The organism is Bradyrhizobium australafricanum, assembly GCF_020329495.1.
Taxonomy (GTDB): domain Bacteria; phylum Pseudomonadota; class Alphaproteobacteria; order Rhizobiales; family Xanthobacteraceae; genus Bradyrhizobium; species Bradyrhizobium australafricanum.
This window is the reverse complement of sequence record NZ_JAGKJL010000018.1, coordinates 53,201-77,661: the sequence shown is the minus strand read 5'-3', so window position 1 is coordinate 77,661 and position 24,461 is coordinate 53,201. Positions and strand designations below refer to the sequence as shown.

23 protein-coding genes are annotated in these 24,461 nt (G+C 66.6%); 15 read left to right on the top strand and 8 right to left on the bottom strand.

Features of this window, described 5'->3' with window-relative positions; translation table 11 throughout:
• Positions 1–65: 65 nt before the first annotated feature.
• From hisG to J6525_RS17970, 3 genes are all read right to left on the bottom strand, one after another.
• The gene (gene hisG, locus J6525_RS17980; RefSeq protein WP_092086859.1) at positions 66–1,043 is read right to left on the bottom strand and encodes an ATP phosphoribosyltransferase; all 978 of its coding nucleotides are present in this window, start codon (positions 1,041–1,043) and stop codon (positions 66–68) included.
• Positions 1,040–2,206, bottom strand: coding sequence for an ATP phosphoribosyltransferase regulatory subunit (locus J6525_RS17975; RefSeq protein WP_225645640.1), 1,167 nt, complete (start codon positions 2,204–2,206; stop codon positions 1,040–1,042). The genes hisG and J6525_RS17975 overlap by 4 nt, the downstream gene beginning before the upstream one ends.
• A 263-nt stretch (positions 2,207–2,469) precedes the next feature.
• Positions 2,470–3,216: a 16S rRNA (uracil(1498)-N(3))-methyltransferase gene (locus J6525_RS17970; RefSeq protein WP_225645639.1), complete on the bottom strand. Its 747-nt coding sequence runs from the start codon at positions 3,214–3,216 to the stop codon at positions 2,470–2,472.
• A 449-nt stretch (positions 3,217–3,665) separates the two neighbouring features.
• On the opposite strand from J6525_RS17970, the gene J6525_RS17965 reads away from it, so the two are divergent.
• Together J6525_RS17965 and ubiA are read left to right on the top strand one after the other, a co-directional pair.
• Positions 3,666–4,400 (top strand): hypothetical protein, encoded by a 735-nt coding sequence (locus tag J6525_RS17965; RefSeq protein ID WP_092086865.1) that lies wholly within the window; start codon positions 3,666–3,668, stop codon positions 4,398–4,400.
• 10 nt (positions 4,401–4,410) lie between these two features.
• Positions 4,411–5,343: a 4-hydroxybenzoate octaprenyltransferase gene (ubiA, locus tag J6525_RS17960; protein ID WP_225645638.1), complete on the top strand. Its 933-nt coding sequence runs from the start codon at positions 4,411–4,413 to the stop codon at positions 5,341–5,343.
• A gap of 192 nt (positions 5,344–5,535) precedes the next feature.
• Here the strand turns inward: ubiA and J6525_RS17955 are convergent, their stop codons facing one another.
• Complete coding sequence (locus J6525_RS17955; RefSeq protein ID WP_225645637.1) at positions 5,536–6,060, bottom strand: DUF6101 family protein; 525 nt, start codon at positions 6,058–6,060, stop codon at positions 5,536–5,538.
• 274 nt (positions 6,061–6,334) lie between these two features.
• On the opposite strand from J6525_RS17955, the gene J6525_RS17950 reads away from it, so the two are divergent.
• The 6 genes from J6525_RS17950 to lpxK all read left to right on the top strand — a co-directional run bounded on the left by J6525_RS17950 (position 6,335) and on the right by lpxK (position 11,920).
• Positions 6,335–7,723, top strand: a complete 1,389-nt coding sequence (locus J6525_RS17950) for a TldD/PmbA family protein (protein WP_225645636.1) — start codon at positions 6,335–6,337, stop codon at positions 7,721–7,723.
• Positions 7,710–8,519 (top strand): 3'(2'),5'-bisphosphate nucleotidase CysQ, encoded by an 810-nt coding sequence (locus J6525_RS17945; protein ID WP_225645635.1) that lies wholly within the window; start codon positions 7,710–7,712, stop codon positions 8,517–8,519. Before J6525_RS17950 ends, J6525_RS17945 begins: the two co-directional genes overlap by 14 nt.
• Positions 8,520–8,649: 130 nt before the next feature.
• The gene (locus J6525_RS17940) at positions 8,650–8,898 is read left to right on the top strand and encodes a DUF4170 domain-containing protein (protein WP_016848023.1); all 249 of its coding nucleotides are present in this window, start codon (positions 8,650–8,652) and stop codon (positions 8,896–8,898) included.
• Entirely contained in the window at positions 8,895–9,608 is a 714-nt protein-coding gene (locus J6525_RS17935) for a lysophospholipid acyltransferase family protein (RefSeq protein WP_050384219.1), read from the top strand. The genes J6525_RS17940 and J6525_RS17935 overlap by 4 nt, the downstream gene beginning before the upstream one ends.
• Positions 9,571–10,905, top strand: a complete 1,335-nt coding sequence (locus tag J6525_RS17930; RefSeq protein WP_225645688.1) for a 3-deoxy-D-manno-octulosonic acid transferase — start codon at positions 9,571–9,573, stop codon at positions 10,903–10,905. Before J6525_RS17935 ends, J6525_RS17930 begins: the two co-directional genes overlap by 38 nt.
• Positions 10,898–11,920: a tetraacyldisaccharide 4'-kinase gene (gene lpxK, locus J6525_RS17925; RefSeq protein WP_225645634.1), complete on the top strand. Its 1,023-nt coding sequence runs from the start codon at positions 10,898–10,900 to the stop codon at positions 11,918–11,920. The genes J6525_RS17930 and lpxK overlap by 8 nt, the downstream gene beginning before the upstream one ends.
• A gap of 14 nt (positions 11,921–11,934) precedes the next feature.
• Here lpxK and J6525_RS17920 read toward each other — a convergent pair whose 3' ends face one another.
• A complete protein-coding gene (locus J6525_RS17920) occupies positions 11,935–12,162 on the bottom strand; it encodes a DUF2093 domain-containing protein (protein ID WP_016848019.1) in 228 nt (75 codons plus the stop codon).
• Between the two features lie 186 nt (positions 12,163–12,348).
• Here J6525_RS17920 and J6525_RS17915 point away from each other — a divergent pair, with 186 nt between their 5' ends.
• Entirely contained in the window at positions 12,349–13,179 is an 831-nt protein-coding gene (locus tag J6525_RS17915) for a dienelactone hydrolase family protein (protein WP_225645633.1), read from the top strand.
• Between the two features lie 16 nt (positions 13,180–13,195).
• Here J6525_RS17915 and xseA read toward each other — a convergent pair whose 3' ends face one another.
• Positions 13,196–14,818 carry an exodeoxyribonuclease VII large subunit gene (gene xseA, locus J6525_RS17910; protein ID WP_225645632.1) on the bottom strand — a complete coding sequence of 541 codons (1,623 nt, stop codon included), beginning with the start codon at positions 14,816–14,818 and terminating at the stop codon, positions 13,196–13,198.
• Between the two features lie 166 nt (positions 14,819–14,984).
• On the opposite strand from xseA, the gene purD reads away from it, so the two are divergent.
• Positions 14,985–16,262: a phosphoribosylamine--glycine ligase gene (gene purD / locus J6525_RS17905; RefSeq protein ID WP_225645631.1), complete on the top strand. Its 1,278-nt coding sequence runs from the start codon at positions 14,985–14,987 to the stop codon at positions 16,260–16,262.
• A gap of 46 nt (positions 16,263–16,308) precedes the next feature.
• Positions 16,309–17,634, top strand: coding sequence for an adenylate/guanylate cyclase domain-containing protein (locus tag J6525_RS17900; RefSeq protein ID WP_225645630.1), 1,326 nt, complete (start codon positions 16,309–16,311; stop codon positions 17,632–17,634).
• Between the two features lie 302 nt (positions 17,635–17,936).
• Here the strand turns inward: J6525_RS17900 and J6525_RS17895 are convergent, their stop codons facing one another.
• The gene (locus J6525_RS17895) at positions 17,937–19,169 is read right to left on the bottom strand and encodes an acyl-CoA dehydrogenase family protein (RefSeq protein ID WP_038388024.1); all 1,233 of its coding nucleotides are present in this window, start codon (positions 19,167–19,169) and stop codon (positions 17,937–17,939) included.
• 120 nt (positions 19,170–19,289) lie between these two features.
• Between J6525_RS17895 and J6525_RS17890 the strand changes: the two genes are divergently transcribed.
• Entirely contained in the window at positions 19,290–20,195 is a 906-nt protein-coding gene (locus J6525_RS17890) for an alpha/beta fold hydrolase (RefSeq protein ID WP_225645629.1), read from the top strand.
• 272 nt (positions 20,196–20,467) lie between these two features.
• Here J6525_RS17890 and J6525_RS17885 read toward each other — a convergent pair whose 3' ends face one another.
• On the bottom strand, positions 20,468–20,914 hold the full coding sequence (locus J6525_RS17885) for a nucleoside deaminase (RefSeq protein WP_225163883.1): 447 nt from the start codon (positions 20,912–20,914) through the stop codon (positions 20,468–20,470).
• Positions 20,915–21,054: 140 nt separating this feature from the next.
• Between J6525_RS17885 and J6525_RS17880 the strand changes: the two genes are divergently transcribed.
• From J6525_RS17880 to J6525_RS17870, 3 genes are all read left to right on the top strand, one after another.
• The gene (locus J6525_RS17880; RefSeq protein ID WP_225645628.1) at positions 21,055–23,115 is read left to right on the top strand and encodes a pseudouridine synthase; all 2,061 of its coding nucleotides are present in this window, start codon (positions 21,055–21,057) and stop codon (positions 23,113–23,115) included.
• A gap of 6 nt (positions 23,116–23,121) precedes the next feature.
• Positions 23,122–23,685: a 16S rRNA (guanine(966)-N(2))-methyltransferase RsmD gene (gene rsmD, locus J6525_RS17875; RefSeq protein WP_225645627.1), complete on the top strand. Its 564-nt coding sequence runs from the start codon at positions 23,122–23,124 to the stop codon at positions 23,683–23,685.
• A 127-nt stretch (positions 23,686–23,812) separates the two neighbouring features.
• Positions 23,813–24,439, top strand: coding sequence for a tetratricopeptide repeat protein (locus J6525_RS17870; RefSeq protein WP_225645626.1), 627 nt, complete (start codon positions 23,813–23,815; stop codon positions 24,437–24,439).
• The last annotated feature ends 22 nt before the right edge of the window (positions 24,440–24,461 follow it).

The window sequence follows — 24,461 nt, the reverse complement described above, 5'->3', positions numbered from 1 at the left end:
GAGATCCCTCGAACACAATATGGTACCGCAGGGTAGCTGTCGCCAACATGAACGGCGTGGCCGCCTCATTGTCGCAGGAACGCCTCGAGCCTGGCGAACAGCGGGTTCTCGCGGTCGAACACATAGTCCAGCGACACCACCGACACGGTTTCGGCGCCGTGCTCGCGCAGGAAGCTGCCGAGCGCGTAGAGCTTGCCCGGTGGGCAGTGCAGCGTAAGCATGCCCGACGAGGTCGGGCCGCCGAACGGGGCGACCACGCCGAAACGGTTATGCGCCTCGGAGAGCAGCGCATCGTTGCAGCCGGCGAAGCGGGTGCGGACCTCGCGATACTTGCTGGCGCGGGCGCGCGCCGCGATATGGTCGAGGATCACGCGCGCGGTCTCGCGGGCGCCCTTCGACCAGTCGGCATCCTTGGACGCCACCAGATTGGCCTGGCTGCGCAGCATGACGCCGTCGTCGAGCACCTTGAGCCCGTTGGCGGCAAGCGTCGCCCCGGTGGTCGTGATATCGACGATCAGTTCGGCGGTTCCGGCGGCGGGCGCGCCCTCAGTGGCGCCGGCGCTTTCGACGATGCGGTAGTCGCCGACGCCGTGTTTGGCAAAGAAGCCGCGCGTCAGATTGATGTATTTGGTCGCCACCCGCATGCGGTGATTGTGCTGCTCGCGGAAGCCGCTTGCGACGTCGTCGAGATCGGCCATGGTGCGGACGTCGATCCAGGCCTGCGGCACCGCGACCACGACATTGGCAAAGCCGAAGCCGAGGCCTTCGATCATCAGCACGCGCTTGTCGGCATCGGGAATGCTCTCGCGCACCAGGTCCTCGCCGGTGACACCGAGATGCACTGAGCCGCGAGCCAGATTGGCCGCGATCTCGCTCGCCGAGAGATAGGCGATCTCGACATTGTCGACGCCGGCTATGGTGCCGCGATAGTCGCGGGCGCCGCCGGCCTTCGACAAGGTCAGCCCGGCGCGGGCGAAGAAGCTTTCGGCGTTTTCCTGCAGCCGCCCCTTGGAGGGCACGGCGACGACGAAGGGCGTGCTCATTGGGCGGCTCCGAAGGAGGTGGCCTGGCCATGCCGGGTCATCGCCTCGATCCAGACCGAGAAGCCGACCGCGGGGATCGGAGCCGCCGAGCCGAGCTGCGTCATCAGCCCGTCATAGCGCCCGCCGGCGACCAGCGGCTCGGCGCCGTTGCCCTTGGCGTGCAGCTCGAACTCGAAGCCGGTGTAATAGTCGAGGCCGCGGCCGAAGGCGGTGGAGAACCGGGTCTTTCGGATGTCGATGCCGCGCGCGGCCATGAAGCCGATCCGGCTCTCGAGCTGGTCGATCGCGGCGGCAAGGTCCAGCTTGGCCTCGCCAGCCAGCGCGCGCAATTGCGCGACCGCGTCGTCGGGATCGCCCGCGATTGCCAGGAAGCGCTTGATGGTCGCGACCGCATCGCGCGGCAGCGCGCCGCCCTTCAGCGTCGATTGCTCGAGGAAACGGTCGGCGATCTCGGCCACCGTGCGGCCGCCGACATTGGTGGTGCCGGCGATCGACATCAGATCGGTGACCAGCGCCAGCGCCGCCTTGCGGTCGGAGCCGGCCAGCGCGGCGAGCACGCCCTCATATTCGTTGCGGCCCGGCGCGGTCTTGAGCGTCAGCTGCTCGATGTCGTCGGTCAGCGAGACCTTGCGGTTGAAGTCCTTGATCAGCCGGCGCCGCCACACCGGATAGAGGTCGAGCGCATCGATCAGCGCGTTGAACAGCGCGACGTCGCCGGTGCGGATCTCGACGTCCTTCAACCCGAACGCCGTGGTCGCCTCCAGCGCCAGCGCCAGCATCTCGGCGTCGGCCGCGGCGCGATCCTGCCGCCCGAACGATTCGATGCCGGCCTGCAGGAACTGGCTCGGCGCACCGCCGCGATAGCGGAACACGGGGCCGAGATAGCTGAAGCCGGCGGGCTGGCCGGCGCGGGCAGAGCCGAGGTAGTCGCGCGCCACCGGGATCGTGAGGTCCGGGCGCAGGCAGAGCTCCTCGCCGCTCAGGTCGGTCGTCAGGTACAGGCTCTTGCGGATGTCCTCGCCGGAGAGATCGAGGAACGGCTCGGCCGGCTGCAGGATCGCGGGCTCGGACCTCTGATAGCCGGCCTGCGCGAACGAGGCCAGCAGCGCATCCGCCCAGACGGCGGATCCGGCGGCGGATCGTGGTGCGGCAGCTTCGGTCATCTCGACGTCCAATAGCTCCGGACCAGGTTCCGGTGCGGGTTCCAAGGGTGGTTCGGGGCAGCCCTTACCATGGCCGGATCGGGGTTTCGACAGCGATCGGCCAAGGGGCTTAATGATTGCGTGCGTTAACGATTTTACGACGGTTTGGCTAGGGGCAGATGTTCCCCACAATCGGTGGCGTAGCCCGGATGAAGCGCAGCGAAATCCGGGGCATCTCGCGCCGTTGAAAAGGTTTCCCCGGATTGCGCTGCGCTTCATCCGGGCTACGCCCGCCAATCCCCCAGTGCGGCCTGCACCAGCGCCAGCGCGGCGACGGCGGCGGTGTCGGCGCGCAGGATGCGCGGGCCGAGGGCGAGGCGGAGGATGGCGGGCTGGCGCAGCAGCAGCGTGCGCTCCTCCTCGGCAAAGCCGCCTTCCGGGCCGATCAGGACATCGATCCCGGCATTCGCAGCCGTTGCCGCCGCCAGCGCCTGCACCGGGCTTTCGACCTCGGCCGCCTCGTCGCAGAACACCAGCAGCCGCGCCGGATCGCGCCCCGCCAGGAAACGTTCGAGGGGCAGGGGATCGGCGACTTCGGCGAGCGAGATGATCCCGCATTGCTCGGCGGCCTCGACCGCATTGGCGCGCATCCGCTCGCCGTTGACCCGCGACACCTGGGTGAAGCGTGTCAGCACCGGCACCAGCCGCGCGGCGCCCATCTCGACCGCCTTCTGCACCATGTAGTCGAGCCGCGCATGCTTCAGCGGCGCGAACACATAGGTGACGTCGGGCAGGCGATCCTGTGGGCGGGTCTGTGCCGCGACCGTCAGCGTGTCGGGGCGCTTGCGGCCGGAAATCTCGGCGCGCCATTCGCCGTCACGCCCGTTGAACACCAGCACGCTGTCGCCGGCGCCGAGCCGCAGCACGTTGCCGAGATAGTTGCTCTGATCGCGTTCGAGCGGAACGGTTGCGCCGGCGCCAAGCGGGGCGTCGACAAACAGGCGGGGGCTGCGGAAATCGAGTTCAGGCATATCCGAGGCGGCTTCAGTGCGGTGTGGCCAGTTTACCAAACTGCGCGACACCGTAATCCCGCGGACTCCTCAGGAACTCGCCAGCCAGGTAATATTGAGCGTCGATATATTGCTTCTGTCACCAAGTCATTTCTTTAGTCCGAGGGGCCGCTTGCACGCGGTCCCTTTTGTTGTTCGGTCGCCCGCGGCGTCGGCCCATAAATCCAAACCGGGGCCTTGCCGAAAATCCTGTTCAGGCAAATTTGATGGTCCATTTTACCGCCGTTCGTAGCCTAAAGGCTTAGAATCGGGGCACAATTTAATGTGGCCGGTGTGGCCCTACGCCGCGCTGTCGCCCAAATCCACGGGTTGTTAAGGCCTCACAGGAATCGTAAAACGCCCCCAAAATTCGTTGCTTCGTTTTTGTTGCGCTGGGGTTGCCTGGACCTTTTGCCGGAGAAACACCCTCGATGATCCGCCGTCTGATCGTGCTGACCGTTGCCGCGACCGCCCTGTCCGTGGGGCAAGCCGCCGCGCAGAGCGCCTTTCCGGCCCCGTTGCCCAATCAGGCCGGTAAGGCCGGCACCGCGTCCGACCCCGCGTTTCCGCCGGTCAATGGCATGCGTCCAAGCCAGGCCGGAACCGCCTCGGATTCCGCATTCCCGCCGGTCAACGGCGCGCCGGCGGCCAGGGTCGGTGCCACGCCGTCGGCATTTCCGAGCAGTGGCGCGGCCCCCATCGCCGGCGGCGGGCTGTCGTCGCCGCCTCCGCCGGGTGCGGGTGGTGGTGGTGCCGCCGACGCCTGCATGAAGAATTTCACGCCGCTGCGCGAGGATGCGGAGAAGCGCGGCAAGGCGATCAAGGCGGCGAGCGATCGCCACGCCAGCCCCCAGGAGGCCTGCAAGCTGATCGGCAATTACAGCCAGGCCGAGATCAAGATGATCAAATATGTCGACACCAACGCGCAGAAGTGCGGAATTCCGCCGCAGATCGCCGACCAGCTCAAGGCCGGGCACAAGAATACCGAAGCGTTGCTGAAGAAGGTCTGCAATGTCGCGGAGCAGGCGGCGGCGCAGCCGCGTGGGCCTGCGGGGCCGAGCTTGAGCGACGTGCTCGGTTCGTCCGCCTCGCTGCCGGAAGCGACGCCGACCAAGAAGGGCGGCAGCACCTTCGATACGCTGAACGGCAACGTCCTCACCCGTTGATGGATCACCCATGAGCGATGTCTCCACCCGCGTTGCCGACTCCACAGGCAACTGGGTGGATACCCATGCGCCGGTCTGGACGCGGCCTTATCTGCGGCTTGCGCGCTACGACCGGCCGATCGGCTCCTGGCTGTTGTTGATGCCGTGCTGGTGGTCGGCGGCGCTTGCCGCCGGCGTCGCGCATGATGTGCGCTCGCTGCCGCTCGTGGTCCTGCTGTTCTTCATCGGCGCCTTTGTGATGCGCGGCGCCGGCTGCACCTGGAACGACATCACCGATCGCGATCTCGACGCCAAGGTCGAACGCACACGATCGCGGCCGATCCCCGCCGGGCAGGTCACGGTGATGCAGGCGGTGGTCTTCATGGTCCTGCAGGCGCTGATCGGGCTTCTCGTGCTGCTGCAGTTCAACCGCTTCGCGGTGATGACCGGCATCGCCTCGCTTCTGATCGTCGCGATCTACCCGTTCATGAAGCGGATTACCTGGTGGCCGCAGGTCGTGCTCGGCCTTGCCTTCTCCTACGGCGCGCTGATGGGATTTGCGGTGACGCTCGAGCGCATCGATCTGGCCGCGATTGCGCTCTACGCCGGATCGATCGCCTGGGTGATCGCCTACGACACCATCTACGCCCATCAGGACGCCGAGGATGATGCGCTGATCGGCGTCAAATCCACCGCGCGCCTGTTCGGTGCACGCACCCATCGTGCGCTCGTGATCTTCTATGGTCTCGCCGTGCTTTTGATCGGCGTGGCGTTCGCACTCGCGGGGGCGCGCTGGCCGGCCTGGATCGGCCTTGCGGCGTTTGCGATGCATCTTGCCTGGCAGATCCGGCGGCTCGACATCAGCGATGGCGCGCTCTGCCTGCGCATCTTCAAGTCCAACCGCGACGCCGGCTTGATCCTGTTCGCGAGCCTCGTCGTCGACGCGGTGCTGCGCGCGGCGTGATGACTTCGAAGGATGGATGGAGCGAAGCGATATCCAGCATTCTCGCCGCAGCACAAGAGTTGATGGGTTTCGCTTCGCTCTACCCATCCTACGCAGCTCGAAATGACGGCGAGAGGTGCGACAAATCACGCATGCGCGGGAGATGACACCGCGTGGTGTGAGACGATGAATCGAAACCCATCCTCATCGAACTCAATCCCGCGCGATGATCTCGCGTTCGCCGCGATGTACGCTGGTGCCGTTGAGGCTGACACCGGCGCGGCGGCGGACCAGGAATTTCGGCCTCCGCGCACGGATCGCGTTGCGGCGACGGCGGCGCGGGGAGGGTGTCCGCGGCACCGGCTCGGTCAGTTGCGGGAGACGGAAGATGTCGCTCCACATCTGCCAGGCGGAGCTGATCTCCTCGGCGTCAGAACTGGAGCCGAGCGGAACGCTGAGCGCGGGATCGCGGTGAACCAGCACCAGCATCTGCGCGTCGTCGATGCCGCGCACCGCGACGCCGAGAAAGTCGCTGACGCGAACATTGACCGCCATCCGCATGCCGAGAACGGCGCGGCGCAGCACGACGTGTTCGCGATGAAGTTCGACCTGCCGCATGCCGCCATCCGCGCGCGCGTCCTGCGCGTGGAAGCTGAGCGGAAGGGAAAGAGGGTCGAGCCGCAACGCGCAGCTCGACCCGGCGGAATTGATTCCGCTTGTTGGTGTTTGACGCCTCAAAGCTCTGTCTCCCCGCCGGGATTTTGTTCCCGGTCGTTGTGTGAGAGCCTAGCCGAGCGATGTCCGTTCCCCCTTAAAAAGCCTGGTTAACCTCTCCTCACCTCGTGCCATGATTGACAAGAGGTTGGCCCGCATGATTGACGAAGCCTTGCCCCGATCACTCAAATCTTTGTTGCCTGCCGGTGCAAAGTGCTTGAAATCCCTGTGAAACCGGCACATCTGGTGGGTCTGTCGACCTCGTTCCGGGCCCCCCTCAATCCGCAGGAATTCGTTCGTGAACTCTTCACCATCTGCATCGCGACACGGCGATACCTCCGATCTGTTCGACCAATCGGGCCTGAGCGACCTTGCGCAGCGCCTGGTCGATGCCGCCAAGCGCGCGGGCGCCGATGCGGCCGATGCCATCGCGGTGCGCGGCGTCTCGCAGGGCGTCGAGGTGCGCGACGGCCGCGTCGAGGAAACCGAGCGCTCCGAAGGCGATGACGTCGGCCTGCGGGTGTTCGTCGGCCAGCGCCAAGCGGTGGTGTCGACCAATGACGTCAGCGGCGACGGGGTCGCCAAGCTTGCCGAGCGTGCGGTCGCGATGGCGCGCGTAGCGCCGGACGACAAATATGTCGGTCTCGCCGATCCGGCGCTCCACGCACACGATTTCCCCGATCTCGATCTGCTCGATCGCAAGGTTCCGAGCACGGCCGAACTCGAGCAGCGCGCGATCGAAGCGGAGGCTGCGGCGCTCGCGGTCAAGGGTGTCACCAAGTCCGGCGGCGCGTCGGCCTCGACCGGGATCGGCGGCATGGTGCTGGTGACGTCGACCGGCTTCCACGGTTCTTATCTGCGCTCCAGCCACGGCATCTCGACGACGGCGATTTCCGGTGAGGGCACCGGCATGGAGCGCGACTACGATTTCACCAGCGCGCCGCATGCCTCCGATCTCGATTCACCTGCTTCCGTTGGCCGCAAGGCCGGCGAGCGCGCGGTGGCGCGGGGCAATCCGCGCAAGGTCGAGACCTGCAAGGTGCCGGTGGTGTTCGATCCGCGGGTCGCCGGCTCGATCGTCGGCCATCTCGTCGGCGCCATCAACGGCGCTTCGATCGCGCGCAAGACCAGCTTCCTGAAGGACAAGCTCGGCGAGCAGCTGTTCTCCAGGGACATCCGCATCATCGACGATCCGTTGCGCGTGCGCGGCCTGCGCTCGCAGACCTTCGATGCCGAGGGCGTCAGGGTGAAGAAGACGGCGCTGATCGATGCGGGCGTGCTCACCACCTGGGTGCTGGATTCGGCGACCGCGCGCGAGCTAGGCCTCGTGACGACCGGTCATGCGCATCGCGGCGTGTCGTCCTCGCCGTCTCCCGGAACGTATAATCTGCATCTCGAGCCGGGTGCGGTGACGCCGAAGGAGCTGATCTCGGACATCAAGCAGGGCTTCTATGTCACCGACCTGATCGGTTCCGGCGTCAACGGCGTGACCGGCGATTACAGCCGCGGCGCGTCCGGCTTCTGGATCGAGAACGGCGAGATCACCTATCCGGTCAGCGAAGTGACCATCGCCGGCCATCTGCTGCCGATGTTCAAGTCGCTGGTCGCCGCCAACGATCTGGAATTCCGCTACGGCGTCAATTCGCCGACGCTGCGCATCGAGGGCCTGACGCTTGGCGGACGCTGATACGGACGACTGGACCAAGGCGCGCGATGCCGCCTTGCTGACCAGATCGGTGCAGGAAGCGGGCCGGCTCGCATCGTCACTGTTCCGCACCGAATTGAAGAACTGGATCAAGGGCGCGTCCTCGCCGGTCTCCGAGGCCGACATCGCGGTCAACGACCTGCTGGAGCAGCAGCTGCGTTCGGCAACGCCCGGCTATGGCTGGCTGTCGGAAGAGAGCGCCGACAACGACACCCGCCTCGGCAGGCGCTTCACCTGGATCGTCGATCCGATCGACGGCACCCGCGCCTATCTCGCCGGCCGCGAGGACTGGTGCGTCAGTGTGGCGCTGGTTGAAAATGCATCGCCGGTGCTCGCGGCGGTGTATGCGCCGGTCAGCGAGGAATTCTTCTTCGCCGCCCGCGGACAGGGCGCCACCCTGAACGACGGCGCAGTGCATGCAACCACAGGCACCGATTTCAACTTTCCGCGGATGGCGGGACCGAAGCCGCTGGTGCAGCGGCTCAGCCCGACGCCGGACGAGATCACGCTCTATCCGCGGATCGGATCGCTGGCGCTGCGGTTGTGCCGTGTAGCACAAGGTCGACTTGACGCGGCCTTTGCGGGCGGGCAAAGCCGCGACTGGGATCTTGCCGCCGCGAATTTGATCGTGCAGGAAGCGGGTGGTAAGATGACCGCGCTCTCGGGGGACGCGATTGAGTACAATCGCCGGGAGGTGACGCATGGGGTGCTGGTGGCAGCAGGACGCGAACGTCATGCACGCATTGTCGAGCATTTTCGCAGCCGTCCTTTGCCGTGAGGCCTCGCCGATCCGCGCCGCGTTTCCGATTGTGACGACCAGACCTGTTGCGACAGCCTTGTGACGACCAGACCTGTGACGACTACGACTTCATTTGTTTGCCGGGCATCTCGTTAGGAAAAGCACCATCATGTCAGACAATGCCCAGCCCCAGCTGCTTCACCTCGTGATCGGCGGCGAGTTGACCGATCTCGAGCACAACACCTTCAAGAATCTGGACGAAGTCGAGATCGTCGGCGTCTACCCGAACTATGCGACCGCCTATGCAGCCTGGAAGGCGAAGGCGCAGCAGACCGTGGACAACGCCCAGATGCGCTACTTCGTCGTTCACCTCCACCGGTTGCTCGATCCTGAGCAGGACACAAAGCATTCCCATTGAAACGACTTTTTCGCGATCTGCTGCGCAGCGGCTTCGTGCAGCGCGCGCTGGGTGTGCTTGCGGCCGAGTATCTGCGGCTGGTGTGGTACACCAACCGCTTCAGCTACCAGCCGCATGACGTGTACGGGATCGTCGAGCCCCTGATGCCGGCGATCTTCGTGTTCTGGCACGGCCAGCACTTCATGACGCCGTTCATCAAGACCAAGGAGAGCTACCGCGCCAAAGTGCTGATCTCCCGCCACCGCGACGGCGAGTTCAACGCCCTCGCGGTGGAGCGGCTCGGCATCGGCACCATCAGAGGTTCCGGCGATCATTCCGGCGCGTTCCATCGCAAGGGCGGCGTCGGCGCCTTCCTGGAGATGGTTCGGGCGCTGGAAGACGGCTGCAACATGGCCACCACCGCCGACGTGCCGAAGCGGGCGCGGGTGGCGGGCCTCGGGGCTATCATGCTGGCGCGGGAGACCGGCCGGCCGATCATCCCCTTTGCGATGGTCACCAGCCGATTCATCCGGTTGAAAAACTGGGATTCGACCACCATCAATTTGCCATTCGGGCGCGGCGCAGTGGTAGGTATTGAGCCGGTCTATGTGCCGCCCGACGCCGACGCCGCGACGATGGAGAAGCTTCGGCAGCACGTGGAGGAACTTCTCAACGAAGCGACCCGACGTGCCTATGCAGCAGTCGGGCGGCCGGAGGCAGCGCTTGGCTAGCTCGCTACCGATGACGTTGCGTGTGTACCGCAAGCTGTCGTCCGCGATGGTGCCGCTCGCGCCTGCCCTGATCAAGCGGCGGCTCAAGCTCGGCAAGGAAGATCCCGAACGCGTCGGCGAGCGGCGCGGCGTGAGCGCCGATACCAGGCCGCAGGGCCCGCTGGTATGGATTCACGGCGCCAGCGTCGGCGAGGTGCTGGCAGCGGCCGGGCTGATCGAGCGGTTGCGCGCGCTCAATTTGCGCATCCTGCTCACCTCGGGCACGGTGACCTCGGCCGCGATCGTTGCCAAGCGCTTCCCGCCCGACGTCATCCATCAATACGTGCCGTACGACTCGCCGCGTTATGTGACGCGCTTCCTCGATCACTGGCATCCGTCGCTGGCGCTGTTCATCGAATCCGATTTGTGGCCGAACCTGATCCTGTCGAGCGCCGCGCGGCGGCTGCCGATGGTGCTGATCAACGGGCGGATGTCGCAGCGCTCGTTCCCGCGCTGGCGCCGGGTCTCCAACACCATCGGCGCGTTGCTCGGCCGGTTCGACATCTGCCTCGCGCAGTCGAATACCGACGCCGAACGCTTTGCCGCGCTCGGCAGCCACAACGTCGTCGTCACCGGCAACCTCAAGCTAGACGTCGCGGCGCCGCCGGCCGATCCGGCCAAGCTGGAGCGGCTGATGTCGGTGACGCGCGGCCGCGCCATCGTGGTTGCGGCGTCGACCCATCCCGGCGAGGAAGAGATCCTGATCGAGGCGCACAAGTCGCTCGCGGGATTCTTCCCCGGCCTGCTGACGGTGATCGTGCCGCGGCATGCCGCGCGCGGCGAGGCGGTGGCGCGGCTGGTGACGGAGGCCGGCCTGCGCCCCGGCCTGCGCTCGCATGAGGATCTGCCGGTCGCGACAACAGATATCTATGTCGCCGATACGATGGGCGAACTCGGCCTGTTCTATCGCCTCGCGCCGATCGTGTTCATGGGCGGCTCGCTGGTTGCGCATGGTGGCCAGAATCCGATCGAGGCGATCAAGCTTGGCGCGGCGATCGTGCACGGCCCGCACGTGTTCAACTTCACCGATGTCTATGAGGCGCTCGATCGCGCCGGCGGCGCGCGGCGCGCCGATGATCGGGAAGCGCTGGTCAAGCAGCTCGGCCAGTTCCTTGCTGATTCCGCGGCACGCGACAATTCGCTGGCGGCCTCCGAGCGCGTCGTCGAACAGCTCGGTGGCGCGCTGGAGCGCACGGTGACCGCTCTCGAGCCCTATCTGTTGCAGTTGCGGCTCGAGATGGGAGCCGCCAATGCGTGAGCCGGCCTTTTGGCACCGGCCGTCGTCTTGGACATCGCAACTGCTCCAACCGCTCGCCGCGCTTTACGGCGCGGTCGCCGCACGGCGGATGCGGCAATCCGGCGTCGACGCCGGCATTCCCGTGATCTGCGTCGGCAACTACCATGTCGGCGGCGCCGGGAAGACTCCGACGGTGCTGGCGCTGGCAAAATTGCTGCGCGAAATTGACGAGCGGCCGGCGGTGCTCAGCCGCGGCTATGGCGGCAGGCTCGCTGGCCCGGTCAAGGTCGATCGCGACAGCCACACGGCGGCCGATGTCGGCGACGAGCCGCTGATGATGGCGGCGAGCTTGCCGGTCGTGGTGTCGCGCGACCGTGCCGCGGGCCTGGCGCTGGCGCGCGCGCAGGACGCCAGCGTGATCCTGATGGATGACGGCTTCCAGAACCCCTCGGTGGCGAAGGATGCCTGCCTGATCGTGATCGACGGCACGCGCGGCGTCGGCAATGGCCGCGTGATTCCTGCGGGACCGTTGCGCGCGCCGCTGGTGGGGCAGCTGGAACGAACTGACGCGCTGATCGTGGTCGGCGAGGGGAGCGCGGCGCAAGGGATTGCGGCCGATCTCGCGTCCCGCGGCAAGCCGGTGCTGCCGGCGCATCTGAAGCCGGACCAGGCTTCGCTGGCGGCGCTGAACGGAACACGTGCGCTCGCCTTTGCCGGCATCGGCGATCCCGCGCGCTTCTTCAGCACGTTGCGCTCAAGCGGCGTCGACGTCGTGCGCAGCAAGGCTTTCGCCGATCATCATGCCTTCACGAAGGAGGAGATCGAAGCGCTCGTTGCTGACGCGCGTGGCGACGCCCTGACGCTGGTGACGACGGAAAAGGATCTCGCGCGGTTGCGTGGTCCGGACGGGATGCCGGCCTGGGCACAGGCGATCGTGCCGTTTGCGGTGACGCTGCAATTCGATGATGGCGACGCGCTGCGGCGCCTGGTGGCCGATCAACTGTTCAGGGCGCGGGACAGGAGGCTCTCCAAATGAACCCGGCGTTGAGCCTAGGCCTGCGGCTTGAGGACGCCGGGATGGTGGCGCTGCAGCACGGCGGTCGGGGTGGCGTAGGCTTCCTGCAGATCGACGCTCCAGTACTTCAGTTCGTCGAGCGGAATCCGGACGTCGGTGATGGCACAACGCACAAAGGTGCCGGGCGAGATCACGCGGAAATCGCCGTCGAGATATTGCACCTGCGCTTCGCCATGGCCCGAGGGACCGAACTTGTTCAGCACGATTGAGCTCTCCGCCTTGCCTCCAATGAGGCCATCTGGATGTCGATGAAACCGTCTATCACAGATAGGGTGTCATGTCCGCCCGTTAAACCACCGACTTGTGATGATTTGGCGGCGGAGGCGCATGGTAGCCTTGCGGCCGTGGTCCGCTGTGTTTGCAGCGCCATAACGAGCCGGCCGGATCGGATGCGCCTCAAGTCAGTTTTCCTGTGCCTCGCCATGCTTGCCGTGCCGGCCGTGGCCGCGGCGCCACTCCCGGCCCCGCATCAGGTCGAGATCCCCGAAGGCAACGTCACGCTGCACGCGCAGCTCTACCGGCCCGATGGCGACGGCCCGTTCCCGACCGTGATCGCGCTGCATGGCTGCGGCGGTCTCGTCGGCCGGTCCGAGCCGGTGCTGCCGCGCTATCGCGACTGGGCCGAGCAATTGCTGACGACCGGCCATGCGGTGCTGCTGCCGGACAGCTACGGCTCGCGCGAGCTCGGTCCGCAGTGCCGCATCAGGGAGCATCAGGTCCAGACCCGCCGTGCGCGGGTCGCCGACATCAACGCGGCGCGGCAGTGGCTGGTGCAGCAGAAATGGGTGGCGAAGCGCCGCATCAGCCTGATCGGCTGGGGCAACGGCGCCGCCGCCCTGCTGTGGGCGGTGCGGCCGCAGATGTGGTCGCGCAACGTCGAGCCGGATTTTCGCTCGGCGGTTGCGTTCTATCCGGATTGCCGCGCTTCGTTCGGCCTCGGCTGGAGCGCGCGGGTGCCGACACTGGTGCTGATCGGCGCGCGCGACGACGTCACATCGTCGTCGGCCTGCCACCAGATGGTCGACGGCGCCCGCGGCCGCAGCGCGCTGGCGCGGATCGTGGTCTATCCCGAGGCCTATCACGACTTCGACAGGCCCAACCTGCCGCTGCACGCGGTCGCGGCCTCCGATGCCGAGATCGCGGAGCGCGGTCACGTCGGCACCGATACCGGCGCGCGCCAGGATGCGCAGAAGCAAGTCGCCGAGTGGCTGTCGCGCTAAGACAGTTGTTGCCGGGCTAGAACAAGCTGCCCTGGTCGACCGGCTTGGTGACGCGCTTCGGCGCCGCAGGCTTTGCCTCGCGCGGCTGAGGCTTCGGCTGGCTCTCGGGCGCTACCGTTGCCGGAGGCTGATCGGCGTTCGCGGTGGCGGCAACGAGGCCATCGGCGAATTCGATCGACAGGCCGGCGTTCGGCCCGACCGCCGCGGCGGAGTGCAGGGCGTGGCCGTGCGCGTCGCGCACCAGCGCAAAGCCGCGCGCCAGCACGCCGCGATAGGACAGCGCCGACAACAGCTGGCCGCTATGGTCAACGCGTGCCTCGAGCCGCTGCATCGTCGTCACCAGCGCGCGGCGGGCGCGTTCGGCGAGGCGGTGGGTGCGCTCGAGATCGCGGGCGATGGAGTTGCGCTGGGCCTTGGCGTTGGCGAGCTTCGAAGCCTTGAGCCGGATCTCGAGCCCGCTGAAGCGCTCGCGGCGGCGATGCAGCAGCGCGCGCGCCGACAGCGTGATGCGCTCGCCAGATGCGGTGAGCCGTTGCCGCGCATGCGCGATCTGGCCGCGCAGCACACCGATGGTGAGGCGCGAACTGCTGGCGGCAAAGCGGCGGAAATGCGCGTGCGTGTTGGCCTTCAGCCCGCGCGGCAGCCCTGCTGCGAGATGATCGAGCCGCTGCCGCGGGATCGCCAGCAGTTCGTGCGCCGCCGGCAGCGCCCGCGCCGCGGCGCGCAGCTCGGTGCGGCGGGCCTCCTGGGCGCGCTGCCAGCACACCATGGTGCGGCGGGCGAGCGCTGCGATCTCGACGAACAGCTCGCTGCGCACCGGTACCGCCATTTCGGCGGCGGCGGTCGGCGTCGGCGCGCGCTTGTCGGCGACGAAGTCGATCAGCGTGATGTCGGTCTCATGGCCGACCGCCGAGATCAGCGGGATATGGCTCTCGGCCGCGGCACGGACCACGATCTCCTCGTTGAACGACCAGAGGTCCTCCAGCGAGCCGCCGCCGCGCGCGACGATCAAGAGGTCAGGCCGTGGAATCCGGCCGCCCTCCGGCAGCGCGTTGAAGCCGCGGATCGCGGCCGCCACCTGTTCGGCCGAGCCGTCGCCCTGCACCTTGACCGGCCAGACCAGCACCCGGCGGGGGAAGCGGTCCTCCAGCCGGTGCAGGATGTCGCGGATCACGGCGCCGGTCGGCGAGGTGACGACGCCGATCACCTCGGGCAGCCAGGGCAAGAGCTGCTTGCGGGCCTCGTCGAACAGGCCCTCGGCGGCGAGCTTCTTCTTGCGCTCCTCCATCAGCGCCATCAGCGCGCCGACGCCGGCCGGCTCCAGCGAATCGATGACGATCTGGTACTTCGAGGAGTTCGGATAGGTGGTCAGCTTGCCGGTGGCGATGACCTCAAGGCCCTCCTGCGGCTTGAAGCGCATCCGGGCATGGGCGAACTTCCAGATCACGGCCTCGATCTTGGCGCTCTCGTCCTTCAGCGCGAAATAGCAGTGGCCGGAGGAATGCGGGCCGCGAAAGCCCGAAATCTCGCCGCGGACACGGACATGGCCGAAGCGGTCCTCCACCGTCCGCTTCAGGGCGGAAGAGAGTTCCGAGACGGTGAATTCAGGCGCGTTGACGAGATTCGGAGCAGCGGTCATCTGATCTATAGAATCGGGGTTTTCGACCCCGTGTGCAAGGTCCGGACGCCTCGTTTCAGGCGTCGAATCACATATTCCACATCTGATCGAACCGCGTGTTGCCGCGGTTCGGGAGCGTGCTAAACCGGACGAAATGGCGTTACAACCCCTCTGATCGGCGACACAGATGAACATCCTCCTGCTCGGTTCCGGTGGCCGCGAACATGCGCTGGCGTGGAAGATCGCGGCATCCCCGCTGGTGACCAAACTGTGGTGCGCGCCGGGCAATGCCGGGATCGCGCGCGAGGCCGAATGCGTCGCGCTCGACGTCGCCGACCATGCCGCGGTGATCGAGTTCTGCCGGCGCAATGCGGTCGATCTGGTGGTGGTCGGTCCGGAGACGCCGCTCGCCGCCGGGATCGTCGACGATCTCGCCGCGGTCGACATCAAGGCGTTCGGGCCCACCAAACAGGCCGCCCAGCTCGAGGGCTCGAAGGGTTTCACAAAGGACCTCTGCAGCGAGTTCGACATTCCGACCGGTGCCTATCGCCGCTTCGACAATGCGAAGGACGCGGTGGCCTATGTCCGCGCCCAGGGCGCGCCGATCGTGGTCAAGGCCGACGGGCTTGCGGCCGGCAAGGGCGTCGTGGTGGCACAGACGCTGTCCGAGGCCGAGGCCGCGATCGCGATGATGTTCGAGGGCGCGTTCGGCTCGGCCGGCGCCGAGGTCGTGATCGAGGAATTTTTGTCGGGCCGCGAGATCAGCTTCTTCGCGCTGTGCGACGGCGAGACCGCGATTCCGCTGGCCTCGGCGCAGGACCACAAGCGGGTGTTCGATCACGACAAGGGGCCGAACACCGGCGGCATGGGCGCCTATTCGCCGACGCCGTTCGTGACGCCTGAGGTGCACGACCAGATCATGGCGCGGATCATCCTGCCGACGGTTGCCGGGATGAAGAGCCGCGGCACGCCGTTCAAGGGCGTGCTCTATGCCGGCGTGATGCTGACCGCGCAGGGCCCAAAGCTGTTCGAATACAATGTCCGCTTCGGCGATCCCGAGTGCCAGGTCCTGATGCTGCGGATGATGTCGGACATCGTGCCGGCGCTGCTCGCCTCCATCGACGGGCAATTGAAGAACTTCGATCTGCGCTGGTATCCGGACCCGGCGCTGACGGTGGTGATGGCGGCCAAGGGCTATCCCGGCGATTACATCAAGGGCACGCGGATCGATGGCCTCGACGACGCCGCCAAGGTCGAGGGCGTCGAGATCTTCCACGCCGGCACGGTAGCGAAGGATGGCGCAACCATCGCCAATGGCGGCCGGGTGCTGAACGTGTGCGCGATGGGCAAGACGGTCACCGAGGCGCGCGACCGCGCCTATCAGGCTGTCGATCGCATCAAATGGCCGGACGGATTCTGTCGTCGCGACATCGCCTGGCAGGCGGTGGAGGCGGAGAAGGGTTGATCGATCCGGCCTCAGCGGCGACAATGGCGCGCCCCGGGGCCTTCGAATGACCGATTTCAGACTGCCCGAGACCCACTACGCGCAAAGCGCCGACGCGAGCATCGCCTATCAGGTGATGGGCGATGGTCCTGTCGACATCATCCTTGTCCCCGGCCTGTTCTCGCACATCGAGTTCATGCACGAGATGCCCGGCTACACCGCCGTGCTGCGCCGCCTGTCGCGCTTCGCCCGGGTCGTGACCTTCGACAAACGCGGACAGGCATTGTCGGATCGGATGACCGGCGCGCCCTCCCTCGAGCAGCGCATGGACGACGTCCGGGCCATCATGGATGCCATAGGCTCCGCGAAGGCGGTGTTGTTCGGCTTCTCCGAGGGCTGTCCGATGAGCGTGCTGTTTGCAGCGACCTATCCGGACCGCGTTTCGCATCTTGTTCTGCTCGGCAGTTTTGCCCGCTCGAAGGATCGCCTGCCGGACGACGTGTGGCAGCTGCGCTGCGACGAGATCGTGCAGAGCTGGGGTTCTGGCGACACGGTCAAGACTGTCGCGCCGAGCCAGGCAACGAATGCAGAAGTGATCGCGCAGATCGCGAAATTCGAGCGGCTGTCGAGCAGTCCGGGAGCGTTGCGGACGCTGCTCGTTCTCAATCGCGCGATCGACGTCACGACGATCCTGCCGATGCTCCAGACTCCGACGCTTGTCCTGCATCGGACCGGCGATGCCCGCGTTCCCGTGGCGCTCGGCCGTGCCGTCGCGCGCTCGATCCCCGCCGCGAAATACGTCGAATATCCCGGCTGCGATCACTACTATTGGGTTGGCGAGACCGAGGCGATGCTCGGCGATATCGAGGAATTCGTCACCGGCCATCGCGATGGTGGTGATGCCGAGCTCGACCGTGTGCTTGCGACCGTGCTGTTCACCGATATCGTCGATTCGACCCGCAGCGCCGCGACGATGGGAGATCATCGTTGGCGACGTCTGCTCGACGATCACGATCAACTCGCGCAGCAGGTGGTCGGCCGCCATCGCGGCCATCTGGTGAAGAGCACCGGCGACGGCATTCTGGCGACCTTCGACGGTCCGGGCCGCGCCGTACGCTGTGCGCTGGCGTTCGGCTCGGCCGCGCGGCAGATCGGCCTGCCGGTGCGAGCAGGCCTGCACACCGGCGAGATCGAGGTGAGGGGGGCGGATATCGGCGGCATAGCGGTCCACGCCGCGGCGCGCGTGATGTCGCAGTGCGGCTCGAACGAGGTGCTGGTGTCACGCGTGGTGACCGATCTGGTCGCGGGCGCCGGGTTGAAATTCGCCGAGCGCGGCGCGTTCGAGCTGAAGGGACTGCCCGGGACATGGGAACTGTTTGCGGCGAGCGGCTAGGTTCGGCCGCTGATCTCCGCTTGTCATGCGCGGACTTGACCCGCGCATCCATCACCTTCGAGAGAATTTCTTTGCGCGATGGATTGCCGGGTCAAGCCCGGCAATGACCAAGTTGTGGGCGCTGGTTACAGCAGATCCCCGCCCGATGGATTCTGCCGCTGCGACATCGCCTGGCAGGGGTTGAGGCGGAAACAGCGAAGGGTTAGCGCGGCTCGTCATTGCGAGGAGCGAAGCGACGAAGCAATCCATCTGTCCCCGCGTGGAGAAGTGGATTGCTTCGCTTCGCTCGCAATGACGATGGGTCAGAGCAGATCCCCGCCTGCCGCTGACGCCGTGGTGCCGTGCTCGCGGAACGCCTTGATGACGTTCTTGCCGATCTTCCACTTGTGCACCTCGTCGGGGCCGTCGACCAGCCGCTGCGAGCGCACCTGGGTGTACCATTTCGCCAGCGGGGTATCCTGGCTGAAGCCGAGCGCGCCGTGCAGCTGGATCGCGGTGTCGATCACCTTGTGCACCATGTGGGCGTGGAAGATCTTGGCGATCGAGTTCTCCTGGCGGATGTCGAGGCCCTTCTCGGCCTTGTAGGCGATGTGCAGCAGCATCAGCCGGCCGATATAGAGTTCGCTGGCACAGTCGGCGAGCATGAACTGCACCGCCTGCCGGTCCGCCAGTAATTGCCCGAAGGTCGAGCGCTTGGTGACATGGGCGGCCGCCATGTCGAGCGCGCGCTGCGCCTTGGCGACGTTGTGCATGCCGTGGCGCAGCCGGCCGTAGGCGAGGCGGTGCTGGCCCATGTTGAAGCCGTTGCCCTCGCCGCCGAGCAGATTGTCGGCGGGCACCTTCAGATCCTTGATCTCGATCTCGGAGTGGCCGCCGTGGATCACGTCGTCATGCGGCCCCTCGATCGCCATGTTGGCGACGTTGCGCTTGATGCGGTAGCCGGGGTTGGGCAGCTCGACGATGAAGGTCGAGTACTGCTTGTGGCGCGGCGCGTTCGGATCGGTCTTCGCCATGACCAGCGCGAGGTCGGCGACGCTCGCCGACGAGGAGAACCATTTCTCGCCGTTGAGGATGTAGTTCTCGTTGCCGTCCTTCACCGCCGTGGTCTGCATGCCGGTGGCGTCGGCGCCGGCGGCCTTTTCCGTCATCGAGAAGCAGATGCGCTTTTCGCCGTTCAACAGGGGCTTGAGGAATTTTTCCTTCTGGTACTCGGTGCCGTGCGCCAGGATCGTCATCATCGAGGCGTCGTCCGGTCCCTGCGTGTTCATCGAGAGCGCGCCGAGCATGCTTTCGCCGAGCTCCATCTGCACCAGCGCGTTGGCGAGCGGGCCGAGGCCCATACCGCCGTACTCCTTCGGCACGAACGGGCACCACAGGCCCTGCGCGCGGGCTTTCTTCCGCAGCGGTCCCAGCACCTCGGCGAGCGGCTTGGTGTCGAGTTCCTTTTCCGCCGGAATGCATTCGTCGTGGACGAATTTGCGAACCTTCTCGCGGATCGCCTTGGCCTCGGCGGGGATTTCGAAGTCGATCGACATGGCACTTCCTCGTTTCATGTTGTTGTTGGCAGGACTTGAGGATGGCATAAACCTCGCCAAAGCCAGCGGCAACGCCGAACAAAGTTTGAAGCAGCGCCCGCGACAGGGAAGGAGCTACCGATGCCTGATCTCGCTGATCTTTTTCCCGGCTATGAATCAAAATGGATCGACACCTCGCAGGGCCGCATCTTCGCCCGCGTCGGCGGCAAGGGCCCGCCATTGCTGTTGCTGCACGGCTTCTCCTCGACGCATGTGATGTGGCACACGGTTGCACCGAAACTCGACGACAGGTTCACGCTGATCATCGCCGACCTGCCGGGCTATGGCTGGTCCGATATGCCGGACAGCGACAAGGACCATACGCCCTACACCAAGCGGGCCTGGGCCAAGACCATGGTCGAGGTGATGGAGCAGCTCGGGCATGTGCATTTCGCGCTCGCCGGCCACGATCGCGGCGGCCGGGTGTCGTACCGGCTCGCACTCGATCATCCCGGCCGGCTGTCGAAGCTCGCGGTGCTCGATATCGCGCCGACCTATGATTACTGGCAGAAGCTCAATCGCCTGTCGGCGTTGAAGATCTACCACTGGGCGTTCCTGGCGCAGCCCTATCCGTTGCCGGAGACGCTGATCTCCAACAATGGCGAATTCTTCCTCAAGGAGAAGATGGCGAGCCAGACCAGGACCAAGACGCTGGAGGCGATCGATCCGCGCGCGCTCGCGCACTACCTGGCGCCATTCCGCGATCCCGCGCGCGTCCATGCGATGTGCGAGGACTATCGCGCCGGCGCCTATGCCGATTACGAGATCGACAAGGCCGATGTCGATGCCGGCAAGAAGATCACGATCCCGATGCTGGCGCTGTGGGGCGATGCCGGCGTTGCCAGCGCGGCAACGACACCGCTCGACACCTGGAAGACCTGGGCCACCAATGTCAGCGGCGCGCCGGTGGCGTCGGGGCACTTCCTGCCCGAGGAGAATCCGGAGGCGACGGCGAAGCTGCTGCGGGAGTTTTTCCTGGCGGGGTGACCCCGCTCCATCACCGTCATCCGAAGAGACCGTGAATGTATGACTCTCGATGACGCAACACACTCGATGTCGTCCCGGCGAAAGCCGGGACCCATAACCACCGAAGGTCATTGTGGTACGACGCTGGGGCCACGGCTTTCTAACGACTCAACCCTGTGGTTATGGGTCCCGGCTTTCGCCGGGACGACGAGGGGAGAGATTGCGCTGCATCCCCGCCGCCCTGAGGAGCGCGGAAAGCGCCTCCCGTTGGCTTCGTCCGCGCTACGGATTCGTCAGCGTCGCTCCCTGAAGAACTCGCGCAGCAGGCGCGCGGACTCGGTCTCGCCGACCGCGCCATAGACCTCCGGCACATGGTGGCAGGTCGGCTGCGCGAAGAACCGGACGCCGGACTCGACCGCGCCGCCCTTGGGGTCGGCGGCGCCGTAATAGAGCCGGCGGATGCGGGCAAAGGAGATCGCGCCGGCACACATGGTGCAGGGCTCCAGCGTCACGTAGAGGTCGCAATCGACCAGCCGCTCGGTGCCGATGGCCTCGGCGGCCTGCCGGATCGCAAGGATTTCCGCATGGGCCGTCGGATCGTGGTCGGTCAGGGTGCGGTTGCCGGCGGTGGCGATCACCTCGTAGCCCCGCACGATCACGCATCCGATCGGAACCTCGCCAGCTTTTCCGGCACTTTCGGCGGTTTTTAGCGCCAAATCCATGAAAGAAGGGGCAGACATGCCTCGTATCATCGGAAGAAACCTGCTAGTAGCGTCGCCTTCAGCAGAAGTGGATGCCGGTTTTGCGCCAGTCGCGCCCAGATGGCGCGCGTATCGCCGGTTGCCCTGCGCCCCAATTGAACCTCCAGGCGAGAACATTCATGCCCCGCGACAGCGACAAAAACAACGATTCCCGCGGCCGGCGGGACCGGGGGGCGCCCGGGAAGGGGCGACCCAGTGGCTCCCGCGGATCGGACAAGCCGTTCGGCAAGCGCAGCTTCGGCGGCAAAGGTGGTGATCGCGACAAGCGCTCGTTCGGCGACAAGGGCGAAGGCCGCTCGTTCCGCCGCCGCGAGGACGGCGATGCGCCGCGCCGCGATTACGGCGACCGGCCGCGCTTCAAGCGCGACGACCGCGGCGGCGAGGGGGGCGGAAAGCGCCCGTTCAAACCGCGCGGCGAGCGCCGGGACTTTGATGCGGGCGATCGTCCTCAGCGCGGCGGCGCGCGCTCGGAGGGCCGGTCGTCCGACCGCAAGTTCGGCGAGAAACGGTCCTATGGCGATCGCGAGAAGCGCCCCTACACGCCGCGTGGCGAGCGCGACGGCGAGAAGCGGACCTTTGCGCCGCGCGGCGAGCGCGCCGAGCGCAAATTCGACGACAGGAAGTTTTCGCGCGGCGATCGCGACAAGTCCTCGTTCCGCGACAAGGGCGAAGGCCGCCCGTTCCGCCGCCGCGAGGACGGCGACGCACCGCGCCGGGATTTCGGCGATCGGCCGCGCTTCAAGCGCGACCGCGACTTCGAAGGCCGCGACCGCAGCGACGAGAAGCCCTGGCAAAAGCGGGATCGCACGCCGCGCGACGGCTACAAGCCGCGCGACGACCGCGGCGGCGATGAGCGTCCGCGCTTTTCGCGGTCGCGCGAGGATCGCGGTGGCGGCGAACGTCCGCGGTTCTCCAGGTCCCGCGACGACCGCGAGCAAGGTGATCGTCCGAAGTTCGGCCGGCCGCGCTGGAATCGCGACGAAGACGCCGGCGATCGCCGCGACAATCGCCGGCGTGAGCGGCCCGAAGGCCGCACCGACTGGCAGGAGCACCCGCGCAGCGAGGGTCGCTTCTCCGACCGGCCGCGCCGCGACAACGAGGACGACAGCAGGATCTTTGCGAAGCGCCCGGCCTTCGGCGGCCGCGGCGCCTATCGCGAGCGCGCCACCGACGATCGCCGCGAGCGTCCCGAGCCGAAGCCGAAGAAGACAGGCGAGCGCATCGCCAAGGTCTTGGCGCGCGCCGGTCTTGCCTCGCGCCGCGATGCCGAGGAGATCGTCACGCAAGGGCGCGTCACCGTCAACGGACGCGTGATCAACTCGCCGGCGCTCGATATCACCGACAACGATGTCGTGGCGGTCGACGGCAAGCCGTTGCCGCCGCGCGAGCGGACCCGGCTGTTCATGTATCACAAGCCGCGCGGGCTGATGACGACGCATGCCGATCCTGAGGGGCGGCCGACCGTGTTCGACAATCTGCCCGAGGGCTTGCCGCGGCTGATCTCGATCGGCCGGCTCGATTTCAACACCGAGGGCCTGTTGCTGCTGACCAACGACGGCGGCCTGGCGCGGACACTGGAGCATCCCGACACCGGATGGCTGCGCCGCTACCGCGTGCGCGCGCATGGCGAGGTGACGCAGGGCCAGCTCGACCAGCTCAAGGGTGGCGTCGAGGTCGACGGCGTCAAATACGGACCGATCGACGCGACGCTGGAGCGCGACCAGAGCGCCAATGTGTGGGTGGTGTTCGCGATCCGCGAAGGCAAGAACCGCGAGGTGCGCAACGTGATGGCGCATCTCGGGCTCGAGGTGAACCGGCTGATCCGGATCTCCTACGGTCCGTTCCAGCTCGGCGAGCTCGAGGAGGGCAAGGTCGAGGAGGTCAAGACGCGGGTGCTGCGCGAGCAGCTCGGCGAGAAGATCGCCAAGATCGCAGGCGCCGACTTCACGCGGCCGGAGCAGCGTGACGCAGCCGACAGCGACGATGCGCCCGCCAGGAAGCCGAAGCCCAGCAAGCGCGAAACCATCAACGATCGCAAGGGCCGCCGAGTGCTGGTGCAGCGCACCGGCAGCGAGGAAGCGCGTGCCCGCAATGAAGACGAGGCGAACGGCTACGGCCCGCCGCGCCGTCCCAAGCGCGGCTACCACGGCAAGCGCGATCTCAAGCCGCGCGACGAGTAACGGTCGATGCGCGTCGTCGGGGGCAGGCTGAAGGGCCGCAATCTCGCTTCGCCTGCGGGCCGCGAGATTCGTCCGACCGCGGACCGCCTGCGCGAGTCCGTGTTCAACATTCTGATCCACGCCTACGACAATCCGATTGAGGACGCGCGCGTGCTCGATCTGTTTGCCGGCACCGGCGCGCTCGGCATCGAGGCGGTCTCGCGCGGCGCCAGGTTCACGCTGTTCGTCGACAATGGTGCCGAGGCGCGCGCGCTGCTGCGCAACAATGTCGAGTCGCTCGGCCTCGGCGGCACGACCAAGGTCTATCGCCGCGACGCCACCGATCTTGGACCGGCACATCCGGTCGAGCCGTTCTCGCTGGTGTTTCTCGATCCGCCCTATGGCAAGGGTCTCGCCGACAAGGCGCTCGCCTCGCTGCGCGACGGCGGCTGGCTGACGCCGGGCGCGCTGCTCGTGGTGGAGGAGGCCAAGGCCGCGGCGTTCGCGGCACCCGAGGGCTTCGAGGAGCTCGAGCGGCGCGCGTATGACGACACGGAGTTCGTGATTTTGCGTGCTGTCACCGCAATCTAGAATTCGTAGGATGGGTAGAGCGAAGCGAAACCCATCAACTTCCGGGCCGCGGGAAAGATGATGGGTTTCGCTGCGCTCTACCCATCCTACGCGATACTGATTCATCACCGCTAGGGGAGCGCGAACCATGGCCGACACTCTTGCCGGGCTGGCCGGTCAGCTGGAGACGCAGGTCAAGGCGTTGCGCGGCGCTGGCGATGATGCGGCGCTGCTTGCGGCAGCGCGCGATGCCGCCGATCAGATCGAGCGCGGTTGCGGCGCGCGGGATGGGGATGCGCGTGACGCGCTCATGATGGTCCAGCGCTGGACGTTCAATGCGGCGGCCGATTGCTGGCCGGGCTGGAGCGTGTCCGACAAGCCGATCAATCAGGACAATCTGCTGGCCGCACGCGAGCTTGCAGAACGCTCGCTCCGGCTGGTGCGGACTCTGGAGCTCGGACCGCTGCGCGAGGCGACGGGCGTCTGGATGGTGGGGGCGTTTAACCTGGCGCTTGGCCGCTATGAGGAGGCGATCAGCATGTTTCGCGAAGCACGCGAGCATTATGTTGTCGCGAGCGCGCCCGGCCTCGTGCTGCTGACGGAGGGCTATGTCGCGATTGCGAGGCAGGTCGGCAAGGATCAAGCATCACCTGGGGGCGAAGATCTCGATCAGATCTGCACGCGGATCGCGGCAGGCGGGTTCGAGGACGGTCACGAATGGATCGCGCAACTTCGCACGGTGCTGGACGTGTTTGCCCGGCGGAACAGTTCGTAGGATGGGTAGAGCGAACCCATCA